General features: G+C 72.0%; 19 protein-coding genes. 12 read left to right on the plus strand and 7 right to left on the minus strand.

The genetic code is table 11. The features are described 5' to 3' along the window. Window positions 1-180: 180 nt before the first annotated feature. Window positions 181-2,298, plus strand: coding sequence for a putative bifunctional diguanylate cyclase/phosphodiesterase (locus ACT4N7_RS17620; protein ID WP_444829840.1), 2,118 nt, complete (start codon window positions 181-183; stop codon window positions 2,296-2,298). A 3-nt stretch (window positions 2,299-2,301) separates the two neighbouring features. On the opposite strand, the gene ACT4N7_RS17625 is transcribed toward ACT4N7_RS17620, so the two are convergent. After that, the gene (locus ACT4N7_RS17625; RefSeq protein ID WP_444829841.1) at window positions 2,302-2,517 is read right to left on the minus strand and encodes a hypothetical protein; all 216 of its coding nucleotides are present in this window, start codon (window positions 2,515-2,517) and stop codon (window positions 2,302-2,304) included. A 19-nt stretch (window positions 2,518-2,536) separates the two neighbouring features. Next, the gene (locus ACT4N7_RS17630; RefSeq protein WP_444829842.1) at window positions 2,537-2,704 is read right to left on the minus strand and encodes a hypothetical protein; all 168 of its coding nucleotides are present in this window, start codon (window positions 2,702-2,704) and stop codon (window positions 2,537-2,539) included. A 57-nt stretch (window positions 2,705-2,761) separates the two neighbouring features. Between ACT4N7_RS17630 and ACT4N7_RS17635 the strand changes: the two genes are divergently transcribed. Then, the gene (locus ACT4N7_RS17635; protein WP_444829843.1) at window positions 2,762-3,340 is read left to right on the plus strand and encodes a CGNR zinc finger domain-containing protein; all 579 of its coding nucleotides are present in this window, start codon (window positions 2,762-2,764) and stop codon (window positions 3,338-3,340) included. On the opposite strand, the gene ACT4N7_RS17640 is transcribed toward ACT4N7_RS17635, so the two are convergent. Next, window positions 3,337-3,879, minus strand: a complete 543-nt coding sequence (locus ACT4N7_RS17640) for a type VII secretion system-associated protein (protein WP_444829844.1) — start codon at window positions 3,877-3,879, stop codon at window positions 3,337-3,339. The two genes, ACT4N7_RS17635 and ACT4N7_RS17640, sit on opposite strands and share 4 nt — an antisense overlap. 78 nt (window positions 3,880-3,957) lie before the next feature. Here ACT4N7_RS17640 and ACT4N7_RS17645 point away from each other — a divergent pair, with 78 nt between their 5' ends. The 5 genes from ACT4N7_RS17645 to ACT4N7_RS17665 all read left to right on the plus strand — a co-directional run bounded on the left by ACT4N7_RS17645 (window position 3,958) and on the right by ACT4N7_RS17665 (window position 7,677). Continuing rightward, window positions 3,958-4,581: a DUF3558 family protein gene (locus ACT4N7_RS17645; protein ID WP_444829845.1), complete on the plus strand. Its 624-nt coding sequence runs from the start codon at window positions 3,958-3,960 to the stop codon at window positions 4,579-4,581. Window positions 4,582-4,731: 150 nt separating this feature from the next. Continuing rightward, window positions 4,732-5,103 (plus strand): hypothetical protein, encoded by a 372-nt coding sequence (locus ACT4N7_RS17650; protein WP_444829846.1) that lies wholly within the window; start codon window positions 4,732-4,734, stop codon window positions 5,101-5,103. 101 nt (window positions 5,104-5,204) lie between these two features. Continuing rightward, window positions 5,205-6,488, plus strand: coding sequence for a PPE domain-containing protein (locus tag ACT4N7_RS17655; protein WP_444829847.1), 1,284 nt, complete (start codon window positions 5,205-5,207; stop codon window positions 6,486-6,488). Beyond that, complete coding sequence (locus ACT4N7_RS17660) at window positions 6,488-7,294, plus strand: ESX secretion-associated protein EspG (RefSeq protein ID WP_444829848.1); 807 nt, start codon at window positions 6,488-6,490, stop codon at window positions 7,292-7,294. The genes ACT4N7_RS17655 and ACT4N7_RS17660 overlap by 1 nt, the downstream gene beginning before the upstream one ends. Window positions 7,295-7,296: 2 nt before the next feature. Further along, on the plus strand, window positions 7,297-7,677 hold the full coding sequence (locus ACT4N7_RS17665; RefSeq protein ID WP_444829849.1) for a sterol carrier family protein: 381 nt from the start codon (window positions 7,297-7,299) through the stop codon (window positions 7,675-7,677). A 167-nt stretch (window positions 7,678-7,844) separates the two neighbouring features. On the opposite strand, the gene ACT4N7_RS17670 is transcribed toward ACT4N7_RS17665, so the two are convergent. After that, a complete protein-coding gene (locus tag ACT4N7_RS17670) occupies window positions 7,845-8,480 on the minus strand; it encodes a TVP38/TMEM64 family protein (protein ID WP_444829850.1) in 636 nt (211 codons plus the stop codon). 108 nt (window positions 8,481-8,588) lie between these two features. On the opposite strand from ACT4N7_RS17670, the gene purF reads away from it, so the two are divergent. The 5 genes from purF to arfB all read left to right on the plus strand — a co-directional run bounded on the left by purF (window position 8,589) and on the right by arfB (window position 13,090). Further along, complete coding sequence (gene purF, locus ACT4N7_RS17675) at window positions 8,589-10,133, plus strand: amidophosphoribosyltransferase (protein WP_444829851.1); 1,545 nt, start codon at window positions 8,589-8,591, stop codon at window positions 10,131-10,133. 39 nt (window positions 10,134-10,172) lie between these two features. Next, complete coding sequence (gene purM, locus ACT4N7_RS17680) at window positions 10,173-11,267, plus strand: phosphoribosylformylglycinamidine cyclo-ligase (protein ID WP_444829852.1); 1,095 nt, start codon at window positions 10,173-10,175, stop codon at window positions 11,265-11,267. A 62-nt stretch (window positions 11,268-11,329) separates the two neighbouring features. Then, window positions 11,330-11,839, plus strand: a complete 510-nt coding sequence (locus ACT4N7_RS17685; protein ID WP_444829853.1) for a SigE family RNA polymerase sigma factor — start codon at window positions 11,330-11,332, stop codon at window positions 11,837-11,839. Then, window positions 11,836-12,636, plus strand: coding sequence for a hypothetical protein (locus ACT4N7_RS17690; protein ID WP_444829854.1), 801 nt, complete (start codon window positions 11,836-11,838; stop codon window positions 12,634-12,636). The genes ACT4N7_RS17685 and ACT4N7_RS17690 overlap by 4 nt, the downstream gene beginning before the upstream one ends. A gap of 25 nt (window positions 12,637-12,661) precedes the next feature. Continuing rightward, window positions 12,662-13,090, plus strand: coding sequence for an alternative ribosome rescue aminoacyl-tRNA hydrolase ArfB (gene arfB / locus ACT4N7_RS17695; protein ID WP_444829855.1), 429 nt, complete (start codon window positions 12,662-12,664; stop codon window positions 13,088-13,090). A gap of 3 nt (window positions 13,091-13,093) precedes the next feature. On the opposite strand, the gene ACT4N7_RS17700 is transcribed toward arfB, so the two are convergent. From ACT4N7_RS17700 to ACT4N7_RS17710, 3 genes are read right to left on the minus strand one after another with little or no spacing between them, the layout of a single operon-like run. Further along, a complete protein-coding gene (locus tag ACT4N7_RS17700) occupies window positions 13,094-13,333 on the minus strand; it encodes a helix-turn-helix domain-containing protein (protein WP_444829856.1) in 240 nt (79 codons plus the stop codon). Then, a complete protein-coding gene (locus tag ACT4N7_RS17705) occupies window positions 13,333-13,974 on the minus strand; it encodes a DUF2975 domain-containing protein (RefSeq protein WP_444829857.1) in 642 nt (213 codons plus the stop codon). Before ACT4N7_RS17705 ends, ACT4N7_RS17700 begins: the two co-directional genes overlap by 1 nt. Before the next feature lie 58 nt (window positions 13,975-14,032). Continuing rightward, on the minus strand, window positions 14,033-15,025 hold the full coding sequence (locus ACT4N7_RS17710; RefSeq protein ID WP_444829858.1) for a LacI family DNA-binding transcriptional regulator: 993 nt from the start codon (window positions 15,023-15,025) through the stop codon (window positions 14,033-14,035). Window positions 15,026-15,089 lie beyond the last annotated feature (64 nt).

Consider the following 15,089-nt stretch of genomic DNA (forward strand, 5'->3'; position numbering starts at 1 on the left):
GGGTGACCAGCGCGTTCGTGATCGAGATCGGTGAACGCCTCCTCGGGCGCGGGCTGTGGGTAGTCACTCGGCCGCTCTATGTGACCAGAGTCGATCGGGTGCCGCAAACCCGCATCCGCGCTGGCTACCGGGCGTTGTACAGGTGAAACTGTGCGTGGGATCGCGGGGGAAGGGGTGAGGGTGGACGGCGCACCGGGCGGACCCGACGGGTTCGCTGACCTGTGGGCGACCATGCTCGCCGGGACCGGTTACGTGGCGATGAATCGCCCCGTGCTCGTGGACCGCGTCCGCGAGTACACCGAGGTGCTGCTGGCGGCGCTGCGGTCCGAGCGCTTCCACCCGGAGCCGGTGGAACGGGTCGGTCTCGGGCTGGTCGAGCTGCGGCTCGCGACGGTGGCGACGCTGTCGGGGACCATCCAGCTCATCGGCGAACACCTGTTGCCCGCGGTCTGCGCCGAGCGCGACCTGGCCGCGATCGAGCGGCTGCCCGCGGTGCAGGCGGCCTTCGCCGCCGGGTTCGCCGCCGCCATGCAGGACCGCATCTTCCGCGACCAGGAGGCGATCCGGCGGGCCACACTGGAGGCCCGGCGCGGCGCCGAGTCGGCGCTGCTGGCCAGCGAGGCCCGGTTTCGGGCGGTGTTCACCCAGGCCGCGGTGGGCATCGGGATCTCCGACGCGCGCGGGATCCTGCTGGAGGTCAATGCCGCGCTGGTGGGCATGCTCGGCTTCACCGCCGCCGAGATGCGAGGCATGCACGTCGACGACCTGCGCTTCCCCGACGAGCCTGCCGCGATGCGCCGCCCGATGGACGAGCTGCGCGCGGGCACCCGTGAACATGTCCACATGGAACAGTTGATGCGCCGGGCCGACGGTAGTCCACTGTGGACGAATCTGTCGGTGTCACTGGTGCGCGACGAACTGGGTGCGCCGCAGTTCGTCGTCGGCATGGCCGAGGACATCACCGAGCGCCACCTGCTGGAGCAGCGCCTGCGCCACCAGGCCAACCACGACCCGCTCACCGGACTGGGCAACCGTGCGCTGTTCACCGAGCGGCTCAACGCCGCGTTCGCGGGGAGCGCGGCGCGGATCGGCGTCTGCTACCTCGACCTCGACGGCTTCAAGGTCATCAACGACAGCCTCGGCCACGACATCGGCGACGAACTGCTGGTGGCCGTCGCCGCCCGGCTCGACGGCCTGGTCACCGAGTCCAACCGGCTGGTCGCCCGGATGGGCGGCGACGAGTTCGTGGTGCTGGTCGAACGCAGCACCGGGCCGGAGGAGATGGTCGTGCTGGCCGAGCGCGTCCTGGCCGCGCTCGCCGAGCCGGTGCGCATCGGCGGACACCGGCTGTCGGTCTCGGCGAGCCTCGGCCTGCTCGAACGCCCCGTCGCGGGCACCACCGCGGCCGAGACCATGCGCGACGCCGACGTGACGCTCTACTGGGCCAAGGCCGACGGCAAGAACCGTTGGGCGGGCTACGATCCCGAGCGCAACGCGCGCGAGGTCGCCCGGTTCACGCTGTCCGCGCGGATGCCCGCGGCAGTGGAGAGCGAAGAGTTCTATGTGGACTATCAGCCGATCGTCCGGCTCTCCGACGGCGCGCTGACCGGCGTCGAGGCGCTGGTGCGCTGGGCGCACCCGGAGTTCGGCAGGCTCGGCCCCGACCAGTTCATCGGCCTGGCCGAGGAGACCGGCCTGATCGTGCCGCTCGGGCGCTGGGTGCTGCGCGAAGCCACCCGGCAGGCCCGCCGCTGGCACGACGCGTACGGCGACCGCGCGCCCCGGGTGAGCGTGAACCTGGCCGCGCGGCAGACCGAGGAGCCCAATCTGGTCGCCGACGTCGCCACGATCCTGGAAGCCGCCCGGCTGCCCGCGTCGGCCATCCAACTGGAGTTGACCGAGAGCGCGATCATGGGCACTACCGGCAAGCCGCTGCGCGCCCTGCGCGACCTGGCCGACCTCGGCGTGCGCATCGCGATCGACGATTTCGGCACCGGCTACTCGAACCTGGCCTACCTGCGGCACCTTCCGGTGCACGCGATGAAGCTCGCCGGGTCGTTCATGGAGGGCCTGCGCAACGGACCGCACGCCGACCCGGCGGACGTGCAGATCGTCAGCACCCTGGTGTCGCTGGCGCACGCGCTCGACCACGAGGTCATCGCCGAGGGGGTCGAGGACCCGGAGCAGGCCGACCGGCTGCGCGAACTCGGCTGTGACAGCGCGCAGGGCTGGCTGTTCGCCAAACCCGGCCCGCCGGAAGAGATCGAGCGCTGGCTGGAGTTAGGGCCTGTCTCATAGGTCCTAGATGCCCAGTGCGGCGACCATGTCGGCCAGTACTTTCCGCCAGTGCTCGCGCTGTCTGCCGCGCTCCTCGGCGTCGGCCAGCCACTCCTGGTGGAAGCGCAGCACCGTGCGGCTGCCGCTGCCGGACACGGCCACCTGGATGGTCGTGTCGTGGTCCCACCCGGCGGGCCGCCAGGTGAGGCGGACCCGGTCGTGCTCGTGGTAGCCGCGCACCTCGCCGGTGGTGCCTGCGTCAGTAGTGTACCGGAACCCCCTTGTCCGGCTTGAGTTCCGCGCCAGGTCCGAGCCAGAGCGCGAGCCCTTCGGAACTGGTGACCAGCGCCCATACCCGCTCGATCGGCTGGCTGACCGTCTTCGACACGCCGATCTGCCAGCCGACGTCCTTGGTCTGTCCGACCATGTCCGCCTCCTGTTGTAACCACTTTAACCGGTGAACGACACCTAATATAGTGGTTACATGCGGGTGCTCACCAGTCCTACCGGCACGACCTACTCCTTCGACCCGGGCAGCTTCTGCCTCGAACTGCTGCTGACCGGCGGCCCCGGCCCGTACCAGCGCTACGAGATCCTGCACGCACCGGCCGACCTCGTCGCCTGGCTGCGCGACTCGCGGCTGGCCGAGATCGCCCCGCTGGGCGAGGTCCGGGTGCGGCAGGCGGAGTTGGCCCGCGTCAAGCACTTCCGCGACACGCTGTGGCGGCTCGCCCGCGCCGTCGCCGCTGGGGACACCCTCGACTCGGACGGGTTGGCGGTGCTCAACGCCGCCGCCGAGGCCCCGCCGCGCCCGCGCGTCGACCCGGAGACCGGGGTGCGCGGCTGGGCGGGCCCGATCACCGGCACGCACGTCCTCGGCGCCGCCGCCCGCGAGGCCATCGACCTGGTGGCCACCGACCTGGCCGCCCGCGTCCGCGAATGCGCCGCCGACGACTGTCAGCTCATGTTCCTGGACACCTCACGCCCCGGCACGCGCCGCTGGTGTTCGATGCGGCGCTGCGGCAACCGGCACAAAGTGGGCGTCTATCGAGGTCGCGGTTAGCCGGCCAGATGCGCGGCGGGCACCAGCGCGGTGATCGGGCCCATCGGGTTCACCACCAGCGGGTGACCGTAGAGCAGCGCCGCCAGGTCGCGCCCGCGCACCTCGCGCCAGCCCGGCCAGCTCGCAGGTACGTGCGCCGCCGACGTGCACGCGGGCACCATCACCGTGCCCGCCCGGTTCGGGAACCCGGTGACACCGCGGTCGCCCGGCGAGCCCGCGTACACCAGCAGCGTCGCGTCGAGCAGCGCGGGCAGCAGGTCGGCCTGGTCGCGGTGGCGGGTGTGGATCAACTGCATCACCTGCTCCACCGGGTTCGTCGGAACCGGCATCCGCAGCGCCTTCGGCGAGGGCCGGTATTCGTCGTTGGGGCGGAAGGCCGGGCCGATCTCGCCGCGCTCGTCGACCGGGAAGGCGCCCACCACCCCCCACTCCGGCACGTCGTCGTCCGGGCCGAACGCGGGGTCGATGACGTAGAGCCAGCTATTGGGGTTGGCCCGCGCGCCCGCGCGCATGTCGAGGGTGATCTCCGGCTGCTCCATGGACGGCTCCCTGCCCGAGGTGTCCCGTCATCGTAGGTTCTCCGTTCACGGTTGGTCACCATTCGGTACGTTGCGGTCATGGGGAGCCGCGGACCACGCCTGATGATCGCGGCCGCGGCGGCACTGCTGCTGGCGGCCTGCACCGAGACCGGCACGCCGGTCGCCACCGATCCGCCGTCGGTCGGGCAGCCGACGAGCGGGGGGCCGACGACTACGCCGACCAGCGCGCGTCCGACGGCCCCGCCGGTCACCCGTCCGGCGGACAAGGACATCACCGCCGTCGACCCGTGCCAGGTGGCCCGCGACCTGCGGCCAGCCGACTTCGGCATCGCCCGGGCAGGCGACGGCTACGGCGACGACTCGATCCCGTTCCCCGGTTCCCGGACGTGCACCATGACCAGCGTCGACGCCAACCTGATCCTGGGCGTCGACGCCGTGGTCACCAAGGGGTTCGATGCGCACGTCGGCGCCACCAACGGCCAGGTCGCGCGGGTCCCGGTCGCGGGCTATCCCGGCGCGGTGATCCGCCCGGTTCGGCCGACGTCGTGCTTCGCGGCCGTCGACGTCAAGGACGGGCAGATGCTCCTTGTCCAGCTCACCATCGCCCAACCCGACCGGCAGCCGCCGCATCCGCAGGACGAACTGTGCGCGACCGTGCCCAGGATCGCCGAGGCCGCGATGAAGGTGGTGATCGGCGGCTGAGACCGACGTCATATCCTGGTTGCGGGGCAGTCTCCCGAGGGACTGACAGGAATAGGTCACCAGATACGGCAAGACCAGGGGAACCATTCCACCGAACGGGTCATCAGAGCTAAAGTCATCGCAAATGCACAGCGCAAAGGAGTCACTACGGTGTTTCTAGCCGATGGCGGCGGGGGTCCTTACGAGGGTGTAACGACCTACGCCGGAACCCAGACACTGCGGGTCGAACCCGCCGCGATCCCCGGCGCCCTCGCGGCGTTCCAGGAGGCCCTCGACCGGGTGGCGCAGATGGTCCGCGGACTCGACGGGCTCGAATGCCTGAGTTGGGCCGGCGACCCGGTGAGCGGCGAGACAGCCACCCAGTTCGCCGACCGGACCAACAGCGGCACCGTGGACTCGGCGATCGCCTGCCTGCGCGGCTACCAGACCCAGCTCATGTCGGCCGTCGACGCGTTGCAGCAGGCCCACGACGGCTACGTGCTGACCGAGGGCACCAACTCCGCCATGTGGACCGGCAAGTAGCACCCGCCTCGACAACTCCGACTTCCGCCAGCGCACTCAAGGGTGATCCGACAATGGCAATGCACCGGTGGCGTGGGTACGAACACCCGACGCTCTTCTCGATGATCAACGCCGGGCCCGGCCCGGCCGCTTCGACACCGCAGACCGTCTACTGGGACGGGCTCTCGTCCGAGCTGACCCAGATCGACGCCGACCTCGGCGCGAAGCTCACCAGCCTGCAGACCACGTGGGAAGGCGGCGCCGCCGACAGCGCGCGGGGTGGGCTCACCCCGCTGCAGCAGTGGGCGGGCGACGCCGAGACCGGCGCGGTCGGCATGCGGGTGTCCACCGAGTACCAGGCCGACATGATCTCCCGGGCGCGGTCCGAGATGCCCCCGCCGGTCGTGGTCACCACCCCGGCGCCGTCCGGCTGGCAGATGCTCGCCGCCGGCGCGGCGCTGGTCACCGGCAACGCGGGCCCGGCAGCGGCGGTCGCGAGCCAGGCGGTCGACCACGAGGTGCAGGAGGCGGCCGCGGAGTCCGCCGCGCAGAAGGCCGTCGACACGATGGTCTCCTACGAGTCCAGCAGCGAGTTCAACCGCAACTCGCTGGGCACCTTCGTGCCGCCGCCGGACGTGGTGATCTCGACGCCGCCGCCCTCGGGTGGCACCGGGTACGCGGTCGGCACCTTCGGCGCCAACTTCGGCGCTCCTGGCGCGGGTTCGGGCACCACCGCCGCGGGCTTCGCCCCGTCCGGTGTCGGCCCGGGTGGCCAGGGCGGCTTCGTGGCGCCGTCCGGCTCGGGCGGTGCCTCGTTCGTGCCCCCGCCATCGTCGGGCACCCCGGTCGCCCCGGCGGGCTTCGTCCCGCCCCCGGGCGGGTCGACCACCTCCACCTTCGTGCCGCCCGGCGGCAGGCCAGGCGGGCCCGGCCAGGGCCTGCCGACCGTTCCGGGTAGCCCCGGCGGCTTGCCCATCGGCGGCGGCACCGGCCAGGGCGGCGGCGGGAGCAGCCGCCCGGTCGCCAAGCCCGGCGCGGGTCTGGGCACCGGCGCGGGCGGCAGCAACGTGCCCGGCGCCAAGGGCGGCCTGCCCGGCGGCGGTGCGGGCGGGCTGGGCGGCGTCGACGCCGACAGCACCCGGCAGAACTCCCAGCTCGGTCGCGGCGGCGCCGCGGGTGCGGGCGCGATCGGTGGCGACAGCCTCGGCGGCCGCGGCGCGGGTGCTGGTGCGGCAGGCGGCAACGGCCGCGGCGGCGTCGGCGGACCGGGCGCGGGCGGCCGTGGCGCGCCGGGCGAAGACGACGACGAGTACGAGCTCGCGAGCTACCTGGTGGAGACCGAAGACGTGTTCGGCGACGACCGCATGGTCTCGCCGACGGTCATCGGGGAAACCACCGAGAAGTGATGCCGTTCGGAGCTGTCGAGGTGGCGAGCGAGCCGGTCTCGCTCTCCACCCTCGAATTCGACGTGCTGTGGGAGTACCTCAAGCCCGGCACGATGCCACTGATCGTCAAGGTGCCCTCGCCGGGCAAGACCTACGAGGAGCGCGCGGAGATCGAGGACCGGGTGTGGGCCGCGCTCGACGGGCGCGGGCTCGGCCGCAAGGTCGACGTGAACCCGGAGATCGAGCACCTGTTCGCCCTGCTCGCCCGGCCCGACCGCGAGGTCGACGGCAGGCTGTGGGCAGGCGGGGGCCTGCGGGTGCTGGCCTGCTCGATCGGCGAGGAGGACGGCGCGCTCGCCGTGCTCGCCGACGAGCGGATCACGCTGAGCCGGGTGTCCCCGGCCGGGCTGGCCGCGGCCGCGGTCGGCGTGCTGCCCTCGGCCCAGGCCGGACCGGGCCAGTCGGTCACGCTGCGCTCCGACGACTTCGAGGCCGCCGCCAAGAGCGCCGACGGCACCCAGAAGAGCTTCGAGTCGAACCTGCTCGCCCACGGTGTCCGCGGCGACGACGCCACCGCGCTGGTCGCCATGATCGGCGACGTGCAGAGCACCGGGAACTTCGGCGCCGCCGCCCGCGACCGGCTCGGCCGCCGGGTGCGCGGCGAGCGGGTGGTGTCGTTCTTCGACACCGAGCAGGGCCGCTACGTCCAGGTCCGCCGCGCGTCGCCGGACGGCACGCTGTGGACGACCATCTCCCCGGCCGACAACCGGCGCCTCGTGCACCACGTCGACGAGGTGCTCACCGAGGTGGCCCGGGGCGAGGACTGAGCTTGGCCGGTCGCAGACGGGTCGACCCCGCCGAGGTTCGCGCCGCCGTGTCGGCGGTGCTGCCGTGGCTCGACGGCGGGGCCGAGCCCGCGCGCCCGGAGCTGGCCGCCGCGGTGCGGTCGAGTCTGCGCACGCTGGCGCAGGTCGCGCCCGGGCGGACGGTCGAGGTGCGGGTGCCGCCATTCGCGGCGGTGCAGTGCGTCGACGGGCCCCGGCACACCCGGGGGACGCCGCCGAACGTGGTGGAGACCGACGCGCGCACCTGGCTGGAGCTGGCGACCGGGCGGCTCGACTGGCCCGCCGCGGTGGACTCCGGCCGGGTGAGCGCGTCCGGCGGCCGCGCCGACCTCTCGGGTCTGCTGCCGCTGCTGCGCTTCGACTAGGCCGTGTCCCGTGGATCACGGCGGCGCTATTCGCGCCCGGATGGCCCCTGGCTGCGTAGCCGCAACGCCCGAGTACAACCCGGTACGAGAGACGTCGCGGCGCCTTGCCAGGAACCACCCGGATCACGAATCCCACCACCATGATCCACGGGACACGACCTGACGGGTCAGGAGACCCTCGTGCGGTGGAGCACCAGGTAGAGCCCGACGCCACCGGCCGCGGCCAGCGCGGCGTAGACGCCCAGCAGCGCGGGCGGGGTGGTGCCGGTGAGGGCGTCGCCCAGGATCACCACGGCGGCGGTGCCGGGCAGGCTGCCTATCAGCGTGCCGACAAGGTAAGAGCGGAAGCGGATCGCCGACAGGCCGCAGCAGTAGTTCAGCGGGGCGAACGGGATCATCGGGATCAGCCGCAGCGAGATCACCCCGGGCGTGCCGCCGCCGCTGAGCCGATCGTTCACCGCGCGCACGACAGTCCGCTCCAGGTGCCGCTCCACCCACCGCCTGCCCAGGGTCCTGGCCAGCGCGAACGCCAGCGCGGCGGACAGCCCGGTGGCGACCATGGCCACCACGACGCCCACCGCCTCGCCGAGCAGCAGGCCCGCCGAGAGGCTGAACACCGTGCGGGGAATGGGCGCGACGGTGAGGACGGCGTAGGCGAGCAGGAACAGCACCGGGGTGGCCCAGCCCGCCGCCGACGCCCACGCGCGGACCTCCGCGGGGCTCGGGATGGACACCAGCAGGCTCGCCGCCACCAGGGCGGCGAGCAGCCCTAAGGCGACGATCAACGCGGTGCGGCCGGACACGCCGACCACGGTAGCGGCGTGACGCGCCACACCTTCGGATGGCCGGTTCCGCGCCGGCGAGCACCTACACTTCAGTAACTGCCTGACCCCGTCCACAGGGAGCGCTCGGTGGTCACTGACCAGTTCTCGACTGGCCCCGTTCAACCCGACCCCCACGCCGACCAGCCCGAAAACGAACCTCGCGAGGAATGCGGCGTGTTCGGTGTGTGGGCCCCCGGCGAAGAGGTGAGCAAGCTCACCTACTACGGACTGTATGCATTGCAGCACCGCGGGCAGGAAGCCGCGGGCATCTCAGTGGCCGACGGCCACCAGATCGTGGTGTTCAAGGATCTCGGCCTCGTGAGCCAGGTGTTCGACGAGCAGGTGCTGTCCTCGCTTCGCGGCCACGTCGCGGTCGGGCACTGCCGCTACTCCACCACGGGCTCCACCACTTGGGAGAACGCCCAACCCACGTTCCGCACCACGGCCACCGGCAGCGGCCTGTCCCTAGGACACAACGGCAACCTGGTGAACACCGCCGAGCTGCGCGACCGCGCCGCGGGCCTCGGCGTGGTCACCCGCACGGGCGCCACCACCGACTCCGACCTGCTCGCCGGTCTGCTCGCGGCCAACGCCGCCGACATCGGCATCGAGCAGGCCGCGCTGGAGCTGCTGCCGACCGTGCGCGGCGCCTACTGCCTGGTGTTCTCCGACGAGTCCACCCTCTACGCCGCCCGCGACCCGCACGGCGTCCGGCCGCTCGTGCTGGGCAGGCTGGAGCGCGGCTGGGTCGTGGCCAGTGAGACCGCCGCGCTGGACATCGTCGGCGCGTCGTTCGTCCGCGAGGTCGAGCCCGGCGAGCTGATCGCCATCGACGCCGAGGGCCTGCGCTCGTCCCGGTTCGCCACGCCCGAGCCCAAGGGCTGCATCTTCGAGTACGTCTACCTGGCCCGGCCCGACACCACGATCAGCGGCCGCTCGGTGCACGCGACCAGGGTGGAGATCGGCCGCAAGCTCGCCGTCGAGTTCCCAGCCGAGGCCGACCTGGTGATCCCGGTGCCCGAGTCCGGCACCCCGGCCGCGATCGGCTACGCGCAGGCCAGCGGCATCCCGTACGGCTCCGGGCTGGTCAAGAACGCCTATGTCGGGCGCACGTTCATCCAGCCGTCGCAGACGATCCGGCAGCTCGGCATCCGACTCAAGCTGAACCCGCTCAAGGACGTGATCCGCGGCAAGCGGCTGGTCGTGGTGGACGACTCGGTGGTCCGCGGCAACACCCAGCGCGCCCTGGTACGGATGCTGCGCGAGTCGGGCGCGCTCGAAGTGCACGTGCGCATCGCGTCGCCGCCGGTGCGGTGGCCGTGTTTCTACGGCATCGACTTCGCCTCCCGCGCCGAGTTGGTCGCCAACGGCCTCGATCTCGACGGCATCCGCCGCTCGATCGGCGCCGACACCCTCGGCTACGTCTCGCTGGAGGCCCTCATCGCGGCCAGCGAACAGCCCAGGTCCCGGCTGTGCTCGGCCTGTTTCGACGGCCAGTACCCGATCCCGCTGCCCGACGACGCCCTGATCGGCAAGCACCTGCTCGAAGGAATCGAGAAGGGCGTGGCGGGCTCCGCCGCACCCGTGCTCACCGCCGGGTACGGTGCCGGAGACGCGCTTCGACGTCCCTAGGGGCGTGTCCCTAGCCACCCGCGACCTGTGATTCGAGCCATGACTGACACCAGCTCCGCAGAACCTTCGACGACCGATCCCGGCGCCACCTACGCGGCCGCGGGGGTGAGCATCGAGGCGGGCGACGAGGCCGTCGAGAAGCTCAAGCCGTGGGCGGCCAAGGCGCAGCGGCCCGAGGTGCTGGGCGGCATCGGCGGCTTCGCCGGGTTGTTCAAGCTCAGGCTCGACCGCTGGAAGGAGCCGGTGCTCGCCTGCTCCACCGATGGCGTCGGCACCAAGATTGCGATCGCGCAGGCGCTGGACATCCATGACACGGTCGGCATCGACCTGGTCGCCATGGTGGTGGACGACCTTGTCGTCTGCGGCGCCGAGCCGCTGTTCCTGCAGGACTACATCGCCACCGGCAAGGTGCTGCCCGACCGGGTCGCCGCGCTGGTCAAGGGCATCTCCGAGGGCTGCGTGCTGGCTGGTTGCGCGTTGCTGGGCGGCGAGACCGCCGAGCACCCCGGGCTGATGGCCGACGGCGCCTACGACCTGTCCGCGACCGGCGTCGGCGTGGTCGAGGCCGACCAGGTGCTCGGCCCGGACCGGGTGCGCCCCGGCGACGTGCTGATCGCCATGGCGTCCTCCGGGCTGCACTCCAACGGCTACTCGCTGGCCCGGCACGTGCTGCTGCAGATCGGCCGCATCCCGCTGTCCGGGCACGTCGAGGAGTTCGGCCGCACGCTGGGCGAGGAGATGCTGGAGCCCACCCGGATCTACGCCAAGGACTGTCTGGCGCTGGCCGCGGAGGCCGAGGTCCGCACGTACGCGCACATCACCGGCGGCGGGCTCGCCGCGAACCTGGCCAGGGTGATCCCGCCCGGCCTGCACGCGGGCCTCGACCGCGGCACGTGGACACCGCAGCCGGTGTTCTCGATGATCGCCCAGCGCGGCCGGGTGGAGCGCGACGAGATGGAGCGCACGTTCAACATGGGTGTCGGCATGGTCGCCGTGGTCGCGCCCGAGGACGTCGACCGCGCCCTCGCCGTGCTCACCGCCCGACACGTCCCGGCCTGGGTGCTCGGCGACGTCCGCCCCGCCGACGCCGACGCGCCGCGCGCCGAGCTGCGCGGCGACCACCCGCGGTTCTAGCGGGACACTAGGCAACCTTCCGCGGCGTCGGGCCGTATTACGGTCTGACCGAGGGAGGGCCGATGCCGGATCGGGACGCGGAGTTCGGGGAGTACCTGGACAGCCGGGCCGTCGTCATGCGTCGAACCGCCTTCCTGCTCAGTGGTGGTGACTGGCACCGCGCGGAGGATCTGGTGCAGACGACGCTCGCGAAGATCTACGTCGCCTGGCCGCGGCTGCACCGCGACGGCGCGATCGACGCCTACTCGCGCAGGGTGATGGTCCGCGCGGCCATCGATGACTCGCGCCGGGCGTTCCGCAGACGGGAGAACGTGGTCGAGCGGCTGCCCGAGGTGGGTGTGCCGCCGCCGAGGGTGGACGACGCGGTGGACGTTCGGCGGGCGCTGGCGCGGCTTCCCGCCGGTCAGCGGGCCGTGGTGGTGCTGCGCTACTGGGAGGACCTGTCGGTCGCCGAGACCGCGCAGGCCCTCGGCAAGAGCGAGGGCACGATCAAGAGCCAGGCGTCCAAGGGACTCGCCGCCCTGCGCGAGCTGCTGGCAAGCGGCCGAGTGCTCGTGGAGGGCCAGCGATGACCGACGACGTGAAAGACCTGCTCGGCCGGGCGTTCGCCGACGAGCCCCCGTTGCGGCTCGACCGGGACGCGGTGCTGGCCGACGGCAGGCGCAGGCTGCGGCGCAGGCGTACGGCCGCGATCGGCGGGGTCACCGCCGCGGTGGCCGCGGCCGTGGTCGGCGCGACCGCGCTGACCGGCGGTGCGCTGGGTCAGCCGGACGAGTTGCAACCCGCGGCACCGTCGATCAGCACGACGACCACGCCGTCGCTGCTGCCGACGACCGGGGTTCCCGACAGCCCCCGCACCGCGCCGCCCAGCCAGATCCTGCAGCCGCCCGCCGCCGCCTCGGGGCGGCTCAGTGAGGTGTTGCGGGCCGCGCCGATCGCGTGGCCCCCGGTGATCACCGACATGAAGGGCGACGCGCGCCCGTGGTACCAGTTCGACGGCAAGGGGAAGGCCACCGCGGACCTGGTCACCCGGCAGGGCAAGCGGTCGCTGGTGGTCACGGTGACCCCGACTGCCCCGCGCGACGATGCGATCATCTGCCCGGGGGTGCCGAGCGGCAGGCCGCTGCCGAACTGCACACGGCAGGAGCTGCCCGACGGCGGCACGATCCGGGTCAACGTCGATGAGCCGCTCGGCGGGAGCCCGGCGTCTCCGCTGAGCGTCGTGGTGACAGCCGCACGTGCCGACGGCACCACGGTCACGGTGACGGAGACCTCGGGCACCGGTCCGCAGTGGCGGACGGACCAGATCGTGCCGACCGACGTCCTCGTCGCCATCGCCACGCTGCCCGGATTCTCGTTGGTGGGATGACCGGCCGCTGCGGCATGCTTTCCGGGTGCCCGATGAGTTGGTGGTGTCCACAGCGCTGGTGATCCCGGCGGCCGAGCTGCGTGAGCGGTTCTCTCGGTCGTCCGGTCCCGGCGGCCAGGGCGTCAACACCGCCGACAGCCGCGTCGAGCTGTCCTTCGACGTGGCCCAGTCGCCGTCGGTGCCCGAGCACCTGCGCACCCGCATGCTCGCCCGGCTGGCGAATCGCCTGATCGACGGCGTAGTCACCATCGCTGCCAGCGAATACCGGGCTCAACTGGCAAATCGCCAGGCCGCGCGGGATCGGCTGGCCGCGCTGCTCCGCCAGGCCGCGGCGCCGCCGCCGCCCGTCCGCAGGCCGACCAAGCCGTCGCGGGGCGCGCGGGAACGTCGACTCACCGCCAAGAAGCGGCGCGCGGAGACCAAGCGCGGCCGTCGCGCCGGTCACGACGACTGAGCGTCAGGTCCGGCGGTGGCTGAGCAGGTCGCCGGGTTGGCAGTCGAGCACGTCGCACAGCTTGCTGAGGGTGCTGAACCGGATTGCCCTGGCCCGCCCGTTCTTCAGGATCGACAAGTTCACAATGGACACTCCGACCCGGTGCGCCAGCTCGGTGAGCGTCATGCCGCGGTCGGCCAGCAGCCGGTCGAGGGTGGTCTCGATGGCGTGCGGCTCCGGTTCATCCAGATCATCCGGTGCCATCACACGGTTCCGGCGAGCTCTTCGCGCATCGCGGTGCTGACCCGCATGATCCGGGAGAACGAGATGAGCACGACGCCGAGGAACAGCGCCAGCAGCGACAAGTCTCCTTCGTTGAAGAGCACCGCGGACCACGAGACCGAGGTGTCGACCATGGTGTCGATCAGCCAGACCTGCGCCGTCGACTCCGTCAGCGTGGCCGCGACCTCGCCTGCCAGGACGAACCAGCCGAGGGTCCGCAGCCGAACGGCCGTGTGCCGGGCGAAGATCCCGTTCCGGCGCATGGTGCGGAACAGCCGGACCGCCAGGGCAAGTGTTCCGATGAGCACCAGGAACGACGGCAGCAGCGCGAGGATGTGCAGGATCTGCTGACCCGCGCTCGGGGAGTCGGTGCACAGGGCCGCGGTTCGGGTCGACGAGGTGATGTCGTCGCCCGCACCCGCCACGACGTCGCCATCCGCCTGTGGCACCCGAACTGCTCCGCTGGTTGCCTCCACGCAGACTGTTCGGTCGCCGATGCCGAACAGGGAGCCGGAGCCGAAGATCGTCGCGACGAGGGTCAGCACGGTCAGGGCGGCGACCAGGGCGGCCACGATGTGGACCAAGGTCTCCGCGGGTTGCAGCGGGTCTCGGACCTTCGTCATGACGCCTCCTGGGCTATCGATCAACGATGTTATCGATAAACATAAACAACGTTAATCGTTAAGGCAAGAGTCGGGTGGCGGTCGTTCGGCGGACGACGAGGGACGGGTGCAGGAGGTGGCGGACGGGGTTCGTCCGCTCCCCGCGCACGCGTTGCAGCAGTGCCTCGGCGGCGAGCGTGCCCATCTTCATCCGGGGTTGGTCCACGGTGGTCAGTGAGACGTGCCGCAGGGCGGCGAGCGAGGTGTTGTCGTAGCCCACGACGGACACGTCGTCCGGGACGCGCAGGCCCGCCTCCTCCAGTGCGGAGATGGCGCCGACCGCGTTGAAGTCGTTGGCCGCCACGATCGCGGTCGGCAGGTCGCCGAGCAGTTCGCGCACCGCGAGGTCGCCCGCGGTGTCGGTGTACTCGCTGGCCACCACACGCGGGGTCAGGCCGTGCCGCCGCATCGCGTCGATGTAGCCCTTGCGGCGGACGGCGGACTGCGAGCCGTCGCCGCCGTCGAGGTGGGCTATCCGTTCGTGGCCCAGTTCCACCAGATGGTCGACGGCGAGGGCGGCACCCACCCGGCCGTCGTCGTTCACAGTGTCCACAGTGGAGAGTCGGGATGCCTTGGACACCAACACGACCGGCGCCTGCGCGGCGGCGGCCGCGATCGCCGACGCGGGCACCACCGGTCCGAGCAGCGCGACGCCCGCAGGCCGGAAGGACAACAGGCTGCTCATCGCCTGGCGTTCGCGCACGGCCCGGCGACCGCCGGTGTTGATGATCAGCTCGAAGCCCTGGTCGCGGGCGTAGGCGTCGAGACCGTCGACCACCTCGGCCCAGAACGCGTTGTGCAGGTCGGACACCATCACCCCGAGCACGCTCGACGTGCGGCTGGCCAGCGAGCGCGCCATGGCGTGCGGGGAGTAGCCGAGTTCCGCCGCCGCGGCCAGCACGGCCGCCCGCCGATGGCTGCTCACCTTCGGCGAACCACGCATGACCAGGGAAACCAGCGCGCGGGACACCCCCGCCCGGGCCGCGACGTCCTCCATCGTGGGACGAGGCATCGGCAATCTCCTCTTGACACCGAGGTAACCCGGTTCCAACATTGGAGCGCTCCAACTCTAGAGC

This window comes from Actinokineospora sp., assembly GCF_052390155.1.
GTDB lineage: Bacteria > Actinomycetota > Actinomycetes > Mycobacteriales > Pseudonocardiaceae > Actinokineospora.